The organism is Desulfosporosinus sp. OT, from assembly GCF_000224515.1.
Classification (GTDB): domain Bacteria; phylum Bacillota; class Desulfitobacteriia; order Desulfitobacteriales; family Desulfitobacteriaceae; genus Desulfosporosinus.
Genome location: NZ_AGAF01000266.1, coordinates 15,370 through 31,258, shown reverse-complemented (window position 1 = coordinate 31,258; position 15,889 = coordinate 15,370). Strand labels below are relative to the sequence as shown.

Below are 15,889 nucleotides of genomic sequence, written 5' to 3'. Positions count from 1 at the left end.
CAAAATAAATGTCCCTTCTTCTTGGACCGATGCAGTGGATGAACCAAAACTGATCAAGGATGAACCGGATTATGTTAAGAACTTCCAAAGACCTATTGCCCGTGCCGAGGGAGACGAATTACCAGTCAGTGCATTTGACGGAATGGAGGACGGAACCTTCCCCCTAGGAACTACGGCTTATGAAAAACGTGGCATTGCCATCATGCTTCCTGAATGGCAAATAGACAAGTGTATCCAGTGTAATCAATGTTCTTATGTCTGCCCACACGCCACGATTCGACCGTTCTTACTAAATGATGCGGAGAAAGACAGGGCGCCGGATACCTTTAAAACTAAAAAACCCATTGGCAAAGGGCTTGAGGGACTTCACTATCGTATCCAAGTAGCTCCGATGGATTGTACAGGCTGCGGCAACTGCGCTGACGTCTGTCCTGCTCCAGGCAAAGCCATTGAAATGAAACCAGCCGACCATGAAATGGAAATGGAATCCGCAAACTGGGAATTCGCAATGACAGTTAGCGAGAAAAGAATTATGGATCCACACACTGTCAAAGGCAGCCAATTCTTAAGACCACTCTTCGAGTTCAACGGCGCTTGCCCAGGTTGTGGAGAAACTCCCTACATTAAGTTGCTCACCCAATTGTACGGGGATCACATGATGCAAGCTAATGCAACGGGTTGTTCCTTGATCTATGGCTTGAGTGCCCCATCTTGCCCATATACCACCAACGCTTTAGGGAAAGGACCCGCATGGGCCAACTCGCTATTCGAAGATAACGCTGAATTTGGTTATGGAATGTATCTCGGCAGTAAACAAATACGCGAACGGCTGTTTGACTTGGCACAACAAGCATTGCAAACAAACATCAGTGAAACTTTAAAATCTGCTTTACGTGAATGGTTAGATCATGTGGACGAAAGCGAAGCCACCAAAATTGCTAAAGTTAAGATTCTTGATGCCATAAAAGCAAATCCTGAGCAGGGTAGTGAGATAGTTCAAGAAATTTTAGCTAAGAAAGACTGGCTTGTTAAACAATCTCAATGGATGGTCGGAGGAGACGGCTGGGCCTATGATATCGGCTATGGTGGTTTAGATCATGTCCTTGCCTCAGGCGACGATATCAACATCATGGTTCTCGATACAGAATTATATTCCAATACCGGCGGTCAGTCTTCTAAAGCTACCCAAACTGCGGCGGTTGCTAAATTTGCAGCAGCGGGTAAAAAGATTCGAAAGAAAGATCTGGGCATGATGGCTATGAGTTATGGTTATGTCTACGTAGCCCAAATCGCTATTGGAGCTAATATGAACCATACAATCAAAGTTATCACTGAAGCAGAGGCCTATAAAGGACCTTCACTCATTATTGCCTACGCCCCCTGCGTGAGCCATGGCATCCGTTCAGGTATGGGTACAAGTGTTCTAGAAGAGAAAAGGGCTGTCGAGGCCGGCTACTGGCACCTATACCGCTACAACCCATTGCTGAAAGAACAAGGCCAGAATCCATTTATTCTTGATTCAAAGGAGCCTACCGTCTCCTTCCGTGATTTCCTCATGGGCGAGATACGTTACGCTTCATTAAAAACCACCTTCCCGGAAATTGCAGAAGAAATGTTTGCGGTTGCCGAAGATCATGCCCGAGAACGCTATTCAACCTACAAACGTTTAGCGGATATGCAGTACTAGCTTGCACGAAGGATGGACCTGCTCGGCCTGAGGCTGGTGGTGGTTGAATCATTAAGCAAATTAGTTTAATTAGTTAAGTCCCTTGCTAACAACAAGGGACTTTTCACTGCACCTTATAACTAGAAATTTGTTGAGATCTAATCAACGCAGAGCATCATTTAATATATTAGAAATTTGTTGCCATTCTAGTGAATAGTCTCTCATTCTGTCAGCCATATCCTGGGCGTTGACGGGACAGTTTTTTTGGGTCGAGTAAGCACCTGATTCGGCCACCATATCGGCCAGCATTTGAGGATTATCTATTAACGGACAAGGGCAAAGATGATTTTCGTTAAAAGGTTGTCTTTTTTGATAGGATTTAAACAATGGAGAAGCCAGGGCTTCTAATAAAGAAACCTCTTTAATGTTACAATTACTATAATGAATAAAAGCGCATGGTTCCACTTCACCGGAGGCATTAATATGAAAATATGATCTGCCCCCCGCAATACATCCCCGCACTGCTTCGCCATCGTTCCAAAAGTCTGCTACGAAGATAGGCTTGGTGCTTCTGAAATACTTAATTCTTTGATACATTTGTGCCCTCTGATCAGGAGTAGCCATATACTCTAGATCTGCTTCCCCACCGACAGGCACATAGGTGAAGAAAAAGCCAAAATAACAGCCTTTGGTTATAACCATATCAATAAAATCATCACTCATTAGATCCTCAAAATTTTGGCGCGTATAGGTCGCAGAAAAACCAAAGAAAGCACCAGCATCATGTAGAACTTCCATAGCGTTCATAACCTTAGAAAAAACGCCTTCTCCTCTGCGGTCATTTGTCGCCTTTTCTAATCCCTCTAAACTCAAAGCAAAAACCATGTTACCTGCTTGGGCAGCCTCTTTAGCAAAAAAATGGTCTATTAATGTTCCGTTGGTAAATATAAGGAAGACTACGTCTGAGTGTTTTTTCGCTAACTTAATCAAGTCGTCTTTTCTGGTTAGTGGTTCTCCCCCAGAGATAACGTAGAAGAACATACCAAGTTCTTTTCCCTCGGTTACTACCCTATCAATTGTAGCTAGATCAAGGCTTGCTCCCTTTTCATAGTCTCCGGCCCAACATCCTTTGCATCTTAGATTACAATTCTCTGTTGGATCAATGAGGATAGACCAGGGGATAGAAAAACCATATTTCTTTGAGTTCTTATTTTGTATGGGTATCCCCAGCAAAATTGAATTGATAATCAAATTTAAAGTAAGGTTTTGAACCGAGGCGGGAGTTGAGTCTTTGAGCATGCGCACAGCCAGCTGGTGCCAGTTGTTATCTTTATTTAAAAGGTTAGCGCTAACCTTAGCTAGAAGGTCTTTGTGTTTATCTTTTATTAAAAATACCTTACACCAGTTCAAAATAGGTTCGATGTTTTCTTCCGGGTTCTTAGACAGAGAATTAAAAGCACGCTTTATCATAAGTTTATTAAAGAAAGTTATCATACGAAATGAAAAATCCACTATTTGTTTCTGAACTGATGGCAAATACATATTGATGCCTCCAATTGGAATGAATTACCTATATGATCATCGTATGATGGTAAAAGAAAATAGTTACTGACCTTTTGTCATGCTGAGGAGGAAAATATTGATGGCTACATCGACTACAGATTAGCAATGCTCCAGGTTAGCTGGCCGGGTGGAGGTAATTTCTTTAATTGATATTCACACATAATGTAGTTATAATTAGGAATATAGGTTAGTAAGATTTATCCAAATAAAAGTACTGCGACAAACACCGTATCAGTTCGGTCTGACTACGGTGTTTCTGACGTACGGGTATTAACTCGTGACTATGACTCTAACGAGCTGCAAATCTTCAGAATCCCTGCTGAACAGAGATGTCTAAAATAAGTTTACTGCAAGTCAACGGAAACAATTAATGTTGAGCTGGTTTACAGGTTTAGACCCTTAGACAAAGGAGGTGCTCAGGGTGAGTAAACCCAAATGGACTGCGGAACAACGTGCCGCCATCACATTACGAGGCCAAGTCATGGTCGCCGCTGCGGCTGGTTCAGGCAAGACGGCGGTGCTTGTCGAACGGTTAATCCATCGCATCACACATCCTGAAGAACCCGAGGATGTGGATCGTTTTCTTGTCGTAACCTTTACTAAAGCGGCAGCGAATGAGATGCGAGAACGTATTGGTAAAGCCTTGGACGATGCTTTATTTCACGAACAAGAAACACGAGAAGTCAAGCGTCTCCTCCAGCAACGCGCCCTTCTGAATGGGGCAAGCATTACAACGTTGCATTCTTTCTGTTTAGAGTTAATCCGCAAGTATTTCTACCAACTGGATCTTGATCCATCGTTTCGGGTTGCAGATCAAGCAGAAGCTGAGCTTCTGCGCCAAGATGTGATTGAAGACCTCTTTGAAACGAGGTATGAATGTGCTGACCCTGACTTTTTGAAACTCGTCGATGCCTTCGGATCAGATCGCGATGATCAACCGTTAATGGACCATATATTGCGTCTTTTCGAGTTTGCTTATAGTCAACCCTACCCGGCAGTTTGGTTAAGTGAACTTGATAGGGCTTATATGTGGGATGATATTGATTCCATAATGCAGAGCGTTTGGGGGCAAGCCATTCGCCAGGGACTACTCGACCTAGCGACTGAAAGTATTCACTTACTAGAACGGGCAGAACAAATTGCTCAGCTTCCAGGAGGTCCTACCCCTTATGCTGCGACCTTACAAGATGATCTGAACCGAGTTCAGTTGTTAAATAGGGTTTTAATTGAAGGGAATTGGTCTCAGGTCGAAGCACAGCTCCAAGCCGTTGTCAATTTTCCGAAGCTGCAGGCCATACGCCCTAAAGCCAAGAAAAATTCTGTTGACAAAGCCGACGAACTCTTCCAGAAGTCGTTCCAAGAAGAATGCAAGAAGTTAAGGGATGAGGCCAAAAAGAAACTTAATTCTTTAAACAATGATGTTTTTGCTTTTCCTCTAGAAGAACAGCTTCCTGCCTTACGTGGAATGGGCACTATGGCCCACACACTTGGTAGTTTAGTGAGTGAATTTTCACAAGTCTATGGGACTGCAAAAGCACAACGTAACATCTTAGACTTTACCGACTTAGAGCATTTCGCACTTCAATTACTGGAGGAAAACGGTGAGGCTTCTGTGATTGCCCAAGGATTAAAAAAATATTTTGCGGAAGTTTTGGTGGATGAATATCAGGATATTAATCCTGTCCAAGAGCGTATCTTGCAACTGGTATCTAGGCAGGAGGAATCCCCCAATCTCTTTATGGTTGGAGATGTTAAGCAAAGTATTTATCGTTTTCGCATGGCCGACCCCAGCTTATTTCTCACCAAATATAGTACCCTACCGCATTGGCACCCGGGAATGCCTGCCAACACGACTCCTGCGGAGATCGTAATTGATCTGAATCGCAATTTCCGGAGTCGTCTTGAAGTAGTGGAGGGGGTTAATTTTTTATTCCGCCAGATTATGACCAAAGGGGCAGGGGAGATCCCCTATGATGATCAAGCGGCCTTACAATATGGCGCATCCTTTGTTTTGGGACAGGATCAAATTCACACGGCTGAAGGGCCGATAGAAATCCACCTTATTGACCCTAAAAGTATAAGAAACCAGCTGAACATTCCTTCTTCAGATGAGAATCCAACAACTTTGCAGGCGAGCGAAGATCAAAGCGGAGAGAACGACCCCGAATCTGGCCCTACGGAAAGTGCCTCAGCTAATGACGATGAATTATCTTCTGGAACCGAAGAACTTATCTCCCCAGAAGATCTCGACAAGGCTCGAATCGAAGCGCGTCTTGTCAGTAAACGCATTCAGCACATGGTGCAAGGGGCTGAATTCCAAGTATATGATAAAGGCCATCAGAAATTTCGCCCAGTACGTTATTCGGATATTGTCATCTTAATGCGCTCATACTCAGCCGTGGCGCCTATCTACGTCGAAGAATTCCAAAGCGCCGATATCCCCGTTTATGCTGAAACGACCACAGGTTACTTCGGAGCCAGTGAAGTGGAAACGATGTTGTCTCTGCTCAAAATCATCGATAATCCACGCTTGGATATTTCTTTAGCTGCGGTCCTTCGCTCTCCACTTGTCAGCCTCAATGGGAGTGAGTTAGGGAAAATCCGAATGATGCTCCCCGAAGGTGACTTCTATGAAGCGTTAACCCTTGCAGTCTGGGCTGGCATAACCGATGAAGATTTGCAGTCGGAGAAAATCAATAATTTTAAACAAATCTTAGTTCTCTATGAAGAATCTCTAGCAATTCAGTTGGCAAAAGCACGTGAAGTATTAGCCACAGCGCCAGGGATGAAGGATAAAATCACAGATTTCTGGGTCAAACTTCAAAGCTGGCGAACACGTTCCCGTTGTTCATCACTGGCTGATCTGCTTTGGTCTCTTTATGAAGAAACAGGGTATTTGGCATATGTCGGAACCCTACCAGCTGGGGTTCAACGTCAGGCTAACTTACGAGTACTCTATGATCGTGCCAGTCGCTTTGAGGCAACAAGATACCGAGGATTGTTCCGTTTCCTACGCTTTCTGGAGCGCTTCCAAGGGCAAGGTAAAGATCTGGGGAATGCCCGCGCTTTGGGAGAAAACGAAGATGTCATTCGTCTAATCACGGTTCATGCCAGTAAGGGGTTGGAGTTCCCAATTGTGTTCGTGGTAGGTCTCGGTCGTACATTCAACACCCAAAGCCTCAGAGGAAAGGTGCTCCTTCACTCAAAATTAGGCATGGGTATGCCCATCATTGATGTCGAAAACTATGTTCGCTATCCTTCTCTTATCCAATACGCAGTTAAGCAACATTTGGCTCAAGAATCTTTGGCTGAAGAGTTACGCATTCTCTACGTCGCTCTAACTCGCGCTAAAGAACGATTGCTCCTCTATGGTAACCTAGATAACTTGGATAATACCCTTCAAAAATGGCAACGTTCTGCCCAATGGGAAGGAGTCTCCTTGCCGGACGGGCAACTCCGGAGCGCCAAATGCTTTCTGGATTGGATCGGCCCTGCACTGGCTCGCCATCCTGAACATTTCTTCGGTGAAGCAGAAGGACAGTCAGCCTTGTCCATTCCGGAGATTAATTCGCGGTGGGAAATCCATATTCATCGAAACTTAACATCGTTCAAAAACGAAAGCTTAGAAGACTGCACAGAAAATGACACCGCAGCTATGTTTGTTGAGAACATTGATGAACAGCTAAAGATAAACTGTGCAGAGGAGAGTTCAGGGTTGAGCTTAGGTTCAAGTTCAGACAATGAATTCGAGGAGTGCTTCGACCAGTCACAGACAAAGAAAATCAACGCTACGCATAACGAGTCAGGTGATTTGACTGACAATAATACAGTCGAGCTATGGTTTACCGAAGTCAACCGACGACTAAGTTGGCAGTATCCGCACCTCCATTCAGTTCGTCAGGTAGCAAAAACCAGTGTCAGTGAACTGAAACGTCAATACAACTGGCAGACAAACGAAGAGGCATCACTACTTTCAACGCTTTGGCAAAGCTCTGATTCGATGAAACGACCAAAATTTCTGCAAACAGCTCAACCATTAACCGCGGCAGAACGAGGAACCGCTTTACACGCTGTGATGCAACACATTCCATTTAAAGAATGGGCGAATCCTTGGCCAACCTTATCTCAGGCAGAACAGTTTAGTTACGTCATCGAATTTTTAAGTATGCTTGAACAGCGTGAAGTTATCAGCGCAGAGCAAAAAAACAGTATTCAACCCTTACTGATTGTCCAGTTTCTGGGCACCACACTGGGACAACGGCTCTTTAGTTCAGAACAAATACTTCGAGAGGTTCCTTTTACCTTAACTGTTCCATCCGAGGCTCAAACAAATATCTTAGTTCAAGGCGTCATTGACGTTGTACTTATCAGCAAAAATGATCCTCTGGAATTTCAAGCGGAAATTATCGACTATAAGACGGATTCGTTTGCTAAGGATAGCCGAGAAATCAGTTCAGACACCTCAGATTACCAAGATAGCGAAACAAATCCTGAGCAGATCTTGCGTAACAGGTATGCCTTCCAACTTTCGCTATATGCCTTAGCAATAGAGAACCTCCTTAAAATAACGGTCACTCGTAGTACACTTTATTCATTTAGCCTTGGCCGCGAAATTTCTATTCCCAATAAACTTCGTGGTGATATTCAAGTACCTAGTTATCCTTACTAAAAACTTCAAAAAGTTGCGATTTAACCGTTTTGTATTTTTTTATAATATTTTGTTATTTAAAAAGGATTTTTGATTTATATGGCGAATTAAACATTCAAGGTATCTTTGTGATTGTTGTAACTATCTTTAAACAAGGAGTAATGATGAAAGAGGTGTTGTAATGAGTCAAAGTAAAATCGGTGCCGTTTTGATAGTTGGCGCAGGAATCGCCGGTATCCAGTCTGCACTTGATTTAGCAGAGTCGGGATACTTAGTTCATTTGGTAGAAGAGTCGTCAGCTATTGGCGGAACTATGCCTATGTTGGATAAGACCTTCCCTACTAATGATTGCTCTATGTGTATTCTGTCCCCTAAATTAGTGGAATGCGGACGCCATCTTAATATTCGCATCTATACTAATTCTCAGGTCGTCAAGACAGAAGGTGAAGCAGGAAATTTCAAGGTAACAATCAAACAGAAAGCACGATACATTGATACCGAAAAATGTACAGGTTGTGGGTCGTGTGCGTCAGTATGTCCAGTAAAAGTCGATGATGAATTTAATCAGGGTATTGGAAAACGCAAGGCAGTTTTCAAACAGTATTCTCAAGCATTCCCTAATGCCTTTGCAATCGATGACAAGAATTGTTTGTTCCAAAAACATGGTACCATTAAAGGCAAGGACGTTTGTAAAAAATGCGTTGAAGCCTGTCAAGCTGGAGCAATCGACCATGCTATGCAAGACAAAGAGATTGATGTTGAAGTTGGCTCAATGATTCTCAACCCTGGTTTCAAGGTCTTTGATGCTTCTAGGTTAGTATATTACGGTTATGGCAAGATCAAAAGTGTTGTTACCAGCCTTGAATTTGAGCGTCTATTAAGTGCCTCTGGACCTTTTGATGGACATTTAGTAAGACCTTTTGACCAAAAAGAACCTCAGAAAATTGCCTGGATTCAATGTGTTGGTTCCAGAAACGCCAAAATCAATAATAATTATTGTTCTGGTGTTTGCTGTATGTACGCTATTAAAGAAGCGGTCATTGCCAAAGAACACAGCCATATTCCGGTAGATACTACAATTTTCTATATGGATATGAGAACCCATGGCAAAGATTTTGAAAAGTATTATGACAGCGCTAAGAATCAACATGGTGTAAAATTCATCCGTTCTCGGATTTATGAAGTAAATGAGGCGGAAGATGGTTCAGGTGATTCTGTTATCCGCTATTCTACTGAAGATGGCCAAATATTAAGTGAACAATATGATTTGGTAGTTCTGTCTGTAGGATTAGAAGCAGGAGACAGTTCCAAAGAGTTATCTAAAATATTAGACTTGAAAGTTAACAAATTTGGGTTTGCTGAACTTGAACCGCTAACTGGTGTGAATACTTCTAAAGAAGGTATTTTCGCAGCAGGTGTTTTTAGCGGGCCAAGAGACATCCCGGAAACAGTTATGCAAGCCAGTGCAGCTGCTAGTGCGGTTGCCTCCTTATTATCTGAAGAACGTGGAACACTGGTTAGCGAAAAACAATATCCGCCAGAACTGGATGTTGCTGGAGACGTTATTCGCACCGGAGTATTTATTTGCCACTGCGGTGTCAATATCGGCAGTATTGTCGATGTACCAGCTGTTGTCGAATATGCCAAGACTCTGCCTACCGTCGTAATGGCTACTGAAAAAATCTATGCCTGTTCGCAGGATGCTCAGGCCTCGATGAAAGCTCTGATTGAAGAATACAAATTGAACAGAGTCGTCGTGTCTTCCTGTAGTCCACGAACCCATGAGCCTTTATTCCAGGAGACATTGAAAGAAGCTGGCCTGAACGCTCACTTATTTGACATGGCCAATATTCGTGACCAATGTTCTTGGGTCCATATGAATGAGCCTGAAAAAGCAACCGAAAAAGCTAAAGACCTCACGAGATTAGCTGTTGTTCGTGCATCTATGCAGCAACCTGTTAAACCTGTATTTATGGCCATGAACCACGCTGCCTTGGTGATCGGTGGCGGGATAGCAGGAATGACCAGTGCCTTATCTTTGGCCGATCAAGGTTATGAGGTTCATTTAGTCGAAAAAGATACAACTTTAGGCGGCGTAGCGCGAAGATTCTCCAAAGGATTCAGAGGAGAAGATATGAAAGCGTTTGTTGCCGAGCTGGTTGAAAGCGTCAATAAACATCCAAATATCAAGCTTCATGTAGGAACGCAAATCAAAGAAGTTGGCGGGTTCTTAGGTAGCTTTACGACGACCTTAGATAATGGAGAGCAGATTGCGCATGGTGTAGCTCTTATTATGATTGGTGGTCAGGAATATCAGCCGAAAGAATATTTATACGGTCAAGACGCTCGTGTAATGACCCAACTTGAGTTAGATGAAGCTTTAGTCAGCAACGATTCTAGAGTGGATAAAGCTCAGAATTATGTCTTCGTTCAATGCGTTGGTTCACGTTGTGAAGAAAATCCTTATTGCAGCCGTACCTGTTGTACCAAATCTGTCAAGCTAGCTCTCAAAGTTAAAACTCAAAATCCTGCCGCCAAAGTATTCATTTTATATCGCGACATGCGTACCTATGGTTACTTTGAAGAGGACTATGAACTAGCCAGAAGAAGTGGCATAATCTTTGTACGCTTTAGTGAAAATGAAAAACCTGTCGTTACCAAAGAAGGCGAAACCCTGGTTGTGACCGTCAAGGATCACGTCTTAGGTTGCCCGATCGAGATTGAAGCAGATGTAATTTGCCTGGCCGCCGCCATTGTAGCTCCGGCAGACGGAGCAAAGCTTTCCCAATGGTTCAAAGTTCCCTTAAATAAAGAAGGCTTCTTCTTAGAAGCGCATATGAAATTAAGACCTGTTGATTTCAGTACTGATGGGGTATTTATGGCAGGTCTAGCTCATAGTCCTAAAAATACGGAAGAAGTAATAGCTCAAGCCAAAGCTGCTGCTGGACGAGCCGGTGTAGCCTTGTCTAAGGAAATGGTAGAATCAGCAGGATTAAATGCGTTCGTTGATAAACGCAAATGTACTGCTTGCGGTACTTGCGAAGCTGTATGTTCGGCTAAAGCCGTATCCGTCGATATGGTTAACCGTGTTGCGGTAGTTAACGACGCTCTGTGTAAAGGCTGTGGGGCATGCGCTTCAAGTTGCCGTTGCGGTGCCATCAATCTTAGAGGTTGTACTAATCAGCAAATAGCTGCTATGTTAAACACCTTCTAAATTGAAAGTGCCTCAATAATGATGGGAAGGTAGATGATTATGGGAGAAACTAAACCGTACGAACCTAAAATCGCTGCTTTTTTGTGTAACTGGTGTAGTTATGCAGGAGCGGATCTCGCCGGCGTAGGCAGATTTCAATATCCAGCAACGATCAGAACGATTCGAGTTCCATGTTCTGGAAGAATTAACCCTCTCTATATCTTAAAAGCTATGGCTAATGGGGCTGACGGAGTATTAGTCTCTGGTTGCCACCCTGGGGATTGCCATTACATGAGCGGGAATTATGTAGCACGCAGGAAATTTGCGCTCATCGATTCTCTTTTAAAACATGTCGGTTTGGAAGAAGGTCGGGTTAATTTTTCATGGGTATCGGCAGCAGAAGGTGTTCGATTTGCTGAAGTAGTTAAAGGGGTTACTGAACGCGTTGCAGCGCTAGGACCCAATACTGGTGTATTTAAAGTAGACGGGGGGGGAACGGATGAATAGCATAATTGATGATATCCGAGCAGCGGCACGTCAATTACTCGCTGATGGTAAAGTAGACGTTGTAATAGGCTATGAAAAAGGTTCCTTGCCTTTAAAATCAACGCCTTGCTTTGTGCGTTCTCCTCAAGATGCTGATAAATTAATCTGGGATGAAACTTGTGAGAACAATCTGGCAACTTATGCAGCTCAGACTGCAGGGAAAAAAGCGATCATCGCTAAAGGTTGCGATAGCCGGGCTTTAATGGTTTTATTGCAGGAAAATCAGTTAGTACGAGATGATTTATATATCATTGGCGTTTCCTGCCCAGGTGTCATAGATAAGAATAAAATTGAGGCTGAGACAGGTGAAATCATCGAAGCCACCATTACCGATGGAAAAGTATCCGTTAAAGGTATCGCTTGTGACAAAGAGTATAACTTTGCTGATGTAAAAGATGCTACTTGTCAAACCTGTCGTTACCCAAATCCTGTTATCGTGGATCTTAAAATCGGAGGATCGGTTGAAGTTCCTCAATCAGATTTTGCTGATGTCATTGCTCTGGAAAACAAGTCTGATGCAGAGAGAAAAGCCTACTTTAAAGAGCAAATGAGTAAATGTATCCGTTGTTATGCCTGTCGCAATGCCTGTCCAATGTGTTATTGTCAGGAATGTTTTGTGGACTGCAATGCTCCGAAGTGGCTTACAGGTGGAGTCGATAGTGCGGAAAATCTACTTTTCCAAACTGGACGTGCGCTTCACTTAGCCGGTCGTTGTGTTGAGTGTGGTGCGTGTAGCCGAGCCTGTCCACAAGGCGTCGATATTCGAGCTTTGAGTCGGAAGGTTAATAAAGATGTTAAAGAAATGTATAACCATGAATCCGGCATCAGCGAAGATATCAAACCAGCTCTCAATGTATACAGCGCAGATGATCCAGAAGAGTTCTTGGTAAAGGAGTGAGGTGAAGAAATGAAGATAAGTAAAGAGAAATTTGGCCAATCATTTGATGCTTTAACTGCTGAATACCAAGTCGTTGCTCCAGTTAGTGAAGCAGGTGCCGTGAATTTCAAAACAGCAAAGAGCTTCTCAGAAGTCAAGCAAGATTATCTGAATTCCAAACTTCCTCCTAAATCCCTCCTGTTCCCACAACATGAAAAACTCTTGTCTTATGTCAAAGAAGGCAAGGATATCACTGTTAAGAACGAGTTGAAGGTTGGGAAAACTGTTTTATTTGGAATCAGACCTTGTGATGCTAAAGCAATGCTTCTTTTAGATAAAGTATTCAAAAATGATCAATATCGCGACCCTTATTATTTTGATCGTCGTGATAACACAGTTATTATCGGGCTTGCCTGTAATAAAATTGCTCCGACCTGTTTTTGCTCCTCTATGGGCATTTCTCCTGCCTGTAGTGAAGGCTCCGATCTTTTATTAATTGATCTGGGAGATTCCTACAATGTTGAAGTAATCACTGAAAAAGGGAAAGAGTTATTAGCCAGTTTGGGAGAACTTTCCGAACTATCCGCCCAGGAACAAGCACTCGTTGACACTGTAAAAAGTGCTCAAACTACGAGTAAGGTTGATGTTTCAACGATTACAGCTAAACTTGATAAAATGTTTGACAATTCCTATTGGGACACTCTCCATGAAAAGTGCTTAGGCTGTAATGCTTGTTCATTCTCTTGCCCTACCTGCCATTGCTTTGATATTTCTGAGGAAGTGATCAAGAGTGAAGGTAGCAGAGTGAGAACGTGGGATGCTTGCATGGCGCCTCTCTTTACTTTACATGGTTCTGGTCATAACCCCCGGGATAAGAAAAAATCGCGTTGGCGTCAACGGATGATGCACAAGTTTAACTATTTTGTCCATAACAATGGCGATATCGCGTGTGTAGGCTGCGGTCGCTGCATTAAAGGTTGCCCAGTTAATATGGATATCCGGCAAGCCATTGATGGGGTTAACAAAGCAGAAGTGGTGGTGGACTAATGGAACAGAATCCTTATCTCCCTATTACAATGAAACTCATCAAAAATATGTGTGAAACTGAAGATAAATTGATCAATACCTTTACACTGCAGTTTCAAAATAAACAAGATGAAGAAAACTTCAAATATATGCCTGGTCAGTTTGCTGAACTGAGTGCTTATGGTCACGGAGAAGCTCCTTTTGGAATTGCAACCTCTCCAACTGAACCTGGAATTATTAAGTTCTCTGTTGCCAAAGTGGGATGTGTGTCTAATGCCTTACACCTTATGGAAGAAGGAACTATGGTTGGGGTAAGAGGACCTATGGGGAACTATTATCCGATGGAAGAGTTTAAAGGAAAAAATCTCGTCATTATTGGAGGAGGTTTTGCTTTTACTACTCTACGCTCGATGGCAGTCTATATGCTGGATGAAAAACATCGTGCTGACTATGGTGACATTACCGTTATTTACGGTGCCAGAAATCCTGGATTGTTGCTTTACAAAGAAGAATTAGCTGAATGGGAAACGAATCCCAATATTAATCTGGTAACCACGATCGACAGACCTGCCGAGGGTTGGACTAAGCACGTAGGCTTTATTCCTACCATTACAGAGCAAGTGGCTCCCTCATCAGTGAATACTTATGCTGTCGTGTGTGGACCCCCGGCTATGATTAAATATACTTTGCCAGTCTTAGAAAAACTGGGTTTCCCTCCAGAGCGGATCTACACTTCTTTAGAAATGCGGATGAAGTGCGGCTTGGGAATCTGTGGTCGCTGTAACATCGGGCCGAAATATGTATGCAAAGATGGACCCGTCTTTTCCATGGCTCAATTGAAAGAACTACCGAGTGAATATTAATTTAAAGGCCGGAGGTGATAGTAAGAATGGCTGAAACCATAAGAGTTAAAAGTTTAGATCCAACTTTACGTGATGAAGTAGCAGGCATGTTAAATGGCTACGATTTTGCCAATTGCCTTACTTGTGGTATGTGTACTGCAGGGTGTGTCTATAGTGATCTCCACGAAAATCAGGACCCCCGTAAATTCATTCGTAAAGTAGCCCTAGGTATGCGGGAAGAAGCGGAAAAAGATCCTTTCATCTGGAATTGTACCATGTGTGAACGGTGTACTGTGGAATGCCCAATGGGCGTAAATATTGCGGCCCTCACCAGATCATTCCGCGGCAAAGATGATGCACCTGGCCATTTGCAGATTATTGCCGATGACCATATCCGCACAGGTAACCAGATGGGTGTAGATCAAATTGACTACATTGAGACTCTGGAATGGATTGAGGAATTATTACAGGAAGATCTGAAAGATCCTACTTACAAAATTCCTTTAGACGTGCCCAATGCTGATTTTATGTTTACTTTCAATGCTCGTGAGATTAAACATTACCCAAGTGATCTGCAAACGATTTTAAATATTTTCCATGCAGCTAAAGCAAACTTTACAATCAGCACCAAACGCTGGGATGCTACTAATATTTGTTTGTTCACTGGGAAAGAGGATGAGTTCTGTGAGATTTCACGTCCACTCTTTGAAGAAGCCGAGCGGTTAAATTGTAAAGAAATCATCGTCACAGAATGTGGCCATGCTTTCCGCTCGACAAGGGTATTTGGGCGTAAATATTGGGAAAACAAGATACCTGTCCGACACATTGTTGAATTGTATGCGGATTGGATCAGAGATGGCGTAATAAAACTAGATAAGACTAGAAATACCGTCCCTGTGACCATGCATGATCCCTGCAACACGGTACGTAAAGAAGGCGTCTATGAAGCGCAGCGCTACGTAATCGAAAACGCTGTTATGGATTATCGCGAAATGAATCCCAACCGCATGTACAACATTTGTTGTGGAGCTGGTGGGGGAGCTTTAGCTGTAGCTGCAACTAAAGGGATGCGGATGGTCAAAGCAAAACCTAAAGTTGATCAATTAGTGGCTACCGGTGCTAAATATGGATGTATTCCCTGCCATAACTGTATGGACCAGTTTGTAGACATGAATAAGCACTACAAACTAGGCATGAAAATGATGCATCTCAGTGCCTTAGTGGAAGTTGCTATGGGTTTAGTTGATGAGGCAGATATAGGTACTCATTAATTTCTCCTCTTTCTATAAAAGTTTGCTTTGGTTAACAGAAGCGAACTAGTTCTAAGTTGTCGCTAAATTAGGAAGCCCCTACGGCGGAAATCGCATCGTACGGGGCTTTTTCTTTTTGGCTAGCTTTGAATCAATAAACATGGATACATAGTGTTTCTCTATAGCATATAATAATCATGGTCATATTGACTTGTTATGTACACAATGTTAATCTTCATTAGAAAGGATATAATAATGTAATATACAAACTCTCCGAC

The 15,889-nt window shown here is 42.9% G+C and carries 9 protein-coding genes; 8 read left to right on the top strand and 1 reads right to left on the bottom strand.

The features are described from left to right. The coding region (locus tag DOT_RS25965; protein WP_009624592.1) for a 4Fe-4S dicluster domain-containing protein at window positions 1-1,687 on the top strand (1,687 nt) is incomplete at its 5' end. Between the two features lie 141 nt (window positions 1,688-1,828). Here DOT_RS25965 and DOT_RS25960 read toward each other — a convergent pair. Beyond that, on the bottom strand, window positions 1,829-3,136 hold the full coding sequence (locus DOT_RS25960; protein ID WP_242833914.1) for a radical SAM protein: 1,308 nt from the start codon (window positions 3,134-3,136) through the stop codon (window positions 1,829-1,831). Window positions 3,137-3,650: 514 nt separating this feature from the next. Here DOT_RS25960 and DOT_RS25955 point away from each other — a divergent pair. The 7 genes from DOT_RS25955 (at window position 3,651) to DOT_RS25925 (ending at window position 15,632) form a co-directional block, all read left to right on the top strand. Continuing rightward, on the top strand, window positions 3,651-7,898 hold the full coding sequence (locus tag DOT_RS25955) for a UvrD-helicase domain-containing protein (protein ID WP_009624590.1): 4,248 nt from the start codon (window positions 3,651-3,653) through the stop codon (window positions 7,896-7,898). 160 nt (window positions 7,899-8,058) lie between these two features. Continuing rightward, entirely contained in the window at window positions 8,059-11,091 is a 3,033-nt protein-coding gene (locus DOT_RS25950) for an FAD-dependent oxidoreductase (RefSeq protein ID WP_009624588.1), read from the top strand. A gap of 39 nt (window positions 11,092-11,130) precedes the next feature. Continuing rightward, window positions 11,131-11,577, top strand: coding sequence for a hydrogenase iron-sulfur subunit (locus tag DOT_RS25945; protein WP_040413510.1), 447 nt, complete (start codon window positions 11,131-11,133; stop codon window positions 11,575-11,577). Beyond that, window positions 11,570-12,514 (top strand): 4Fe-4S dicluster domain-containing protein, encoded by a 945-nt coding sequence (locus tag DOT_RS25940; RefSeq protein WP_009624586.1) that lies wholly within the window; start codon window positions 11,570-11,572, stop codon window positions 12,512-12,514. Before DOT_RS25945 ends, DOT_RS25940 begins: the two co-directional genes overlap by 8 nt. A 9-nt stretch (window positions 12,515-12,523) precedes the next feature. Further along, window positions 12,524-13,540 (top strand): 4Fe-4S dicluster domain-containing protein, encoded by a 1,017-nt coding sequence (locus tag DOT_RS25935; RefSeq protein ID WP_009624585.1) that lies wholly within the window; start codon window positions 12,524-12,526, stop codon window positions 13,538-13,540. Continuing rightward, on the top strand, window positions 13,540-14,382 hold the full coding sequence (locus DOT_RS25930; RefSeq protein ID WP_009624584.1) for an FAD/NAD(P)-binding protein: 843 nt from the start codon (window positions 13,540-13,542) through the stop codon (window positions 14,380-14,382). Before DOT_RS25935 ends, DOT_RS25930 begins: the two co-directional genes overlap by 1 nt. Before the next feature lie 26 nt (window positions 14,383-14,408). Continuing rightward, window positions 14,409-15,632 (top strand): (Fe-S)-binding protein, encoded by a 1,224-nt coding sequence (locus DOT_RS25925; protein ID WP_009624583.1) that lies wholly within the window; start codon window positions 14,409-14,411, stop codon window positions 15,630-15,632. Window positions 15,633-15,889 lie beyond the last annotated feature (257 nt).

Bases quoted from the DNA above. Each gene is read 5' to 3' on its own strand.
- DOT_RS25960 (WP_242833914.1), bottom strand. From the start codon at position 3,136: ATGATAAAGCGTGCTTTTAATTCTCTGTCTAAGAACCCGGAAGAAAAC.
- DOT_RS25950 (WP_009624588.1), top strand. From the start codon at position 8,059: ATGAGTCAAAGTAAAATCGGTGCCGTTTTGATAGTTGGCGCAGGAATC.
- DOT_RS25945 (WP_040413510.1), top strand. From the start codon at position 11,131: ATGGGAGAAACTAAACCGTACGAACCTAAAATCGCTGCTTTTTTGTGT.
- DOT_RS25940 (WP_009624586.1), top strand. From the start codon at position 11,570: ATGAATAGCATAATTGATGATATCCGAGCAGCGGCACGTCAATTACTC.
- DOT_RS25935 (WP_009624585.1), top strand. From the start codon at position 12,524: ATGAAGATAAGTAAAGAGAAATTTGGCCAATCATTTGATGCTTTAACT.
- DOT_RS25930 (WP_009624584.1), top strand. From the start codon at position 13,540: ATGGAACAGAATCCTTATCTCCCTATTACAATGAAACTCATCAAAAAT.
- DOT_RS25925 (WP_009624583.1), top strand. From the start codon at position 14,409: ATGGCTGAAACCATAAGAGTTAAAAGTTTAGATCCAACTTTACGTGAT.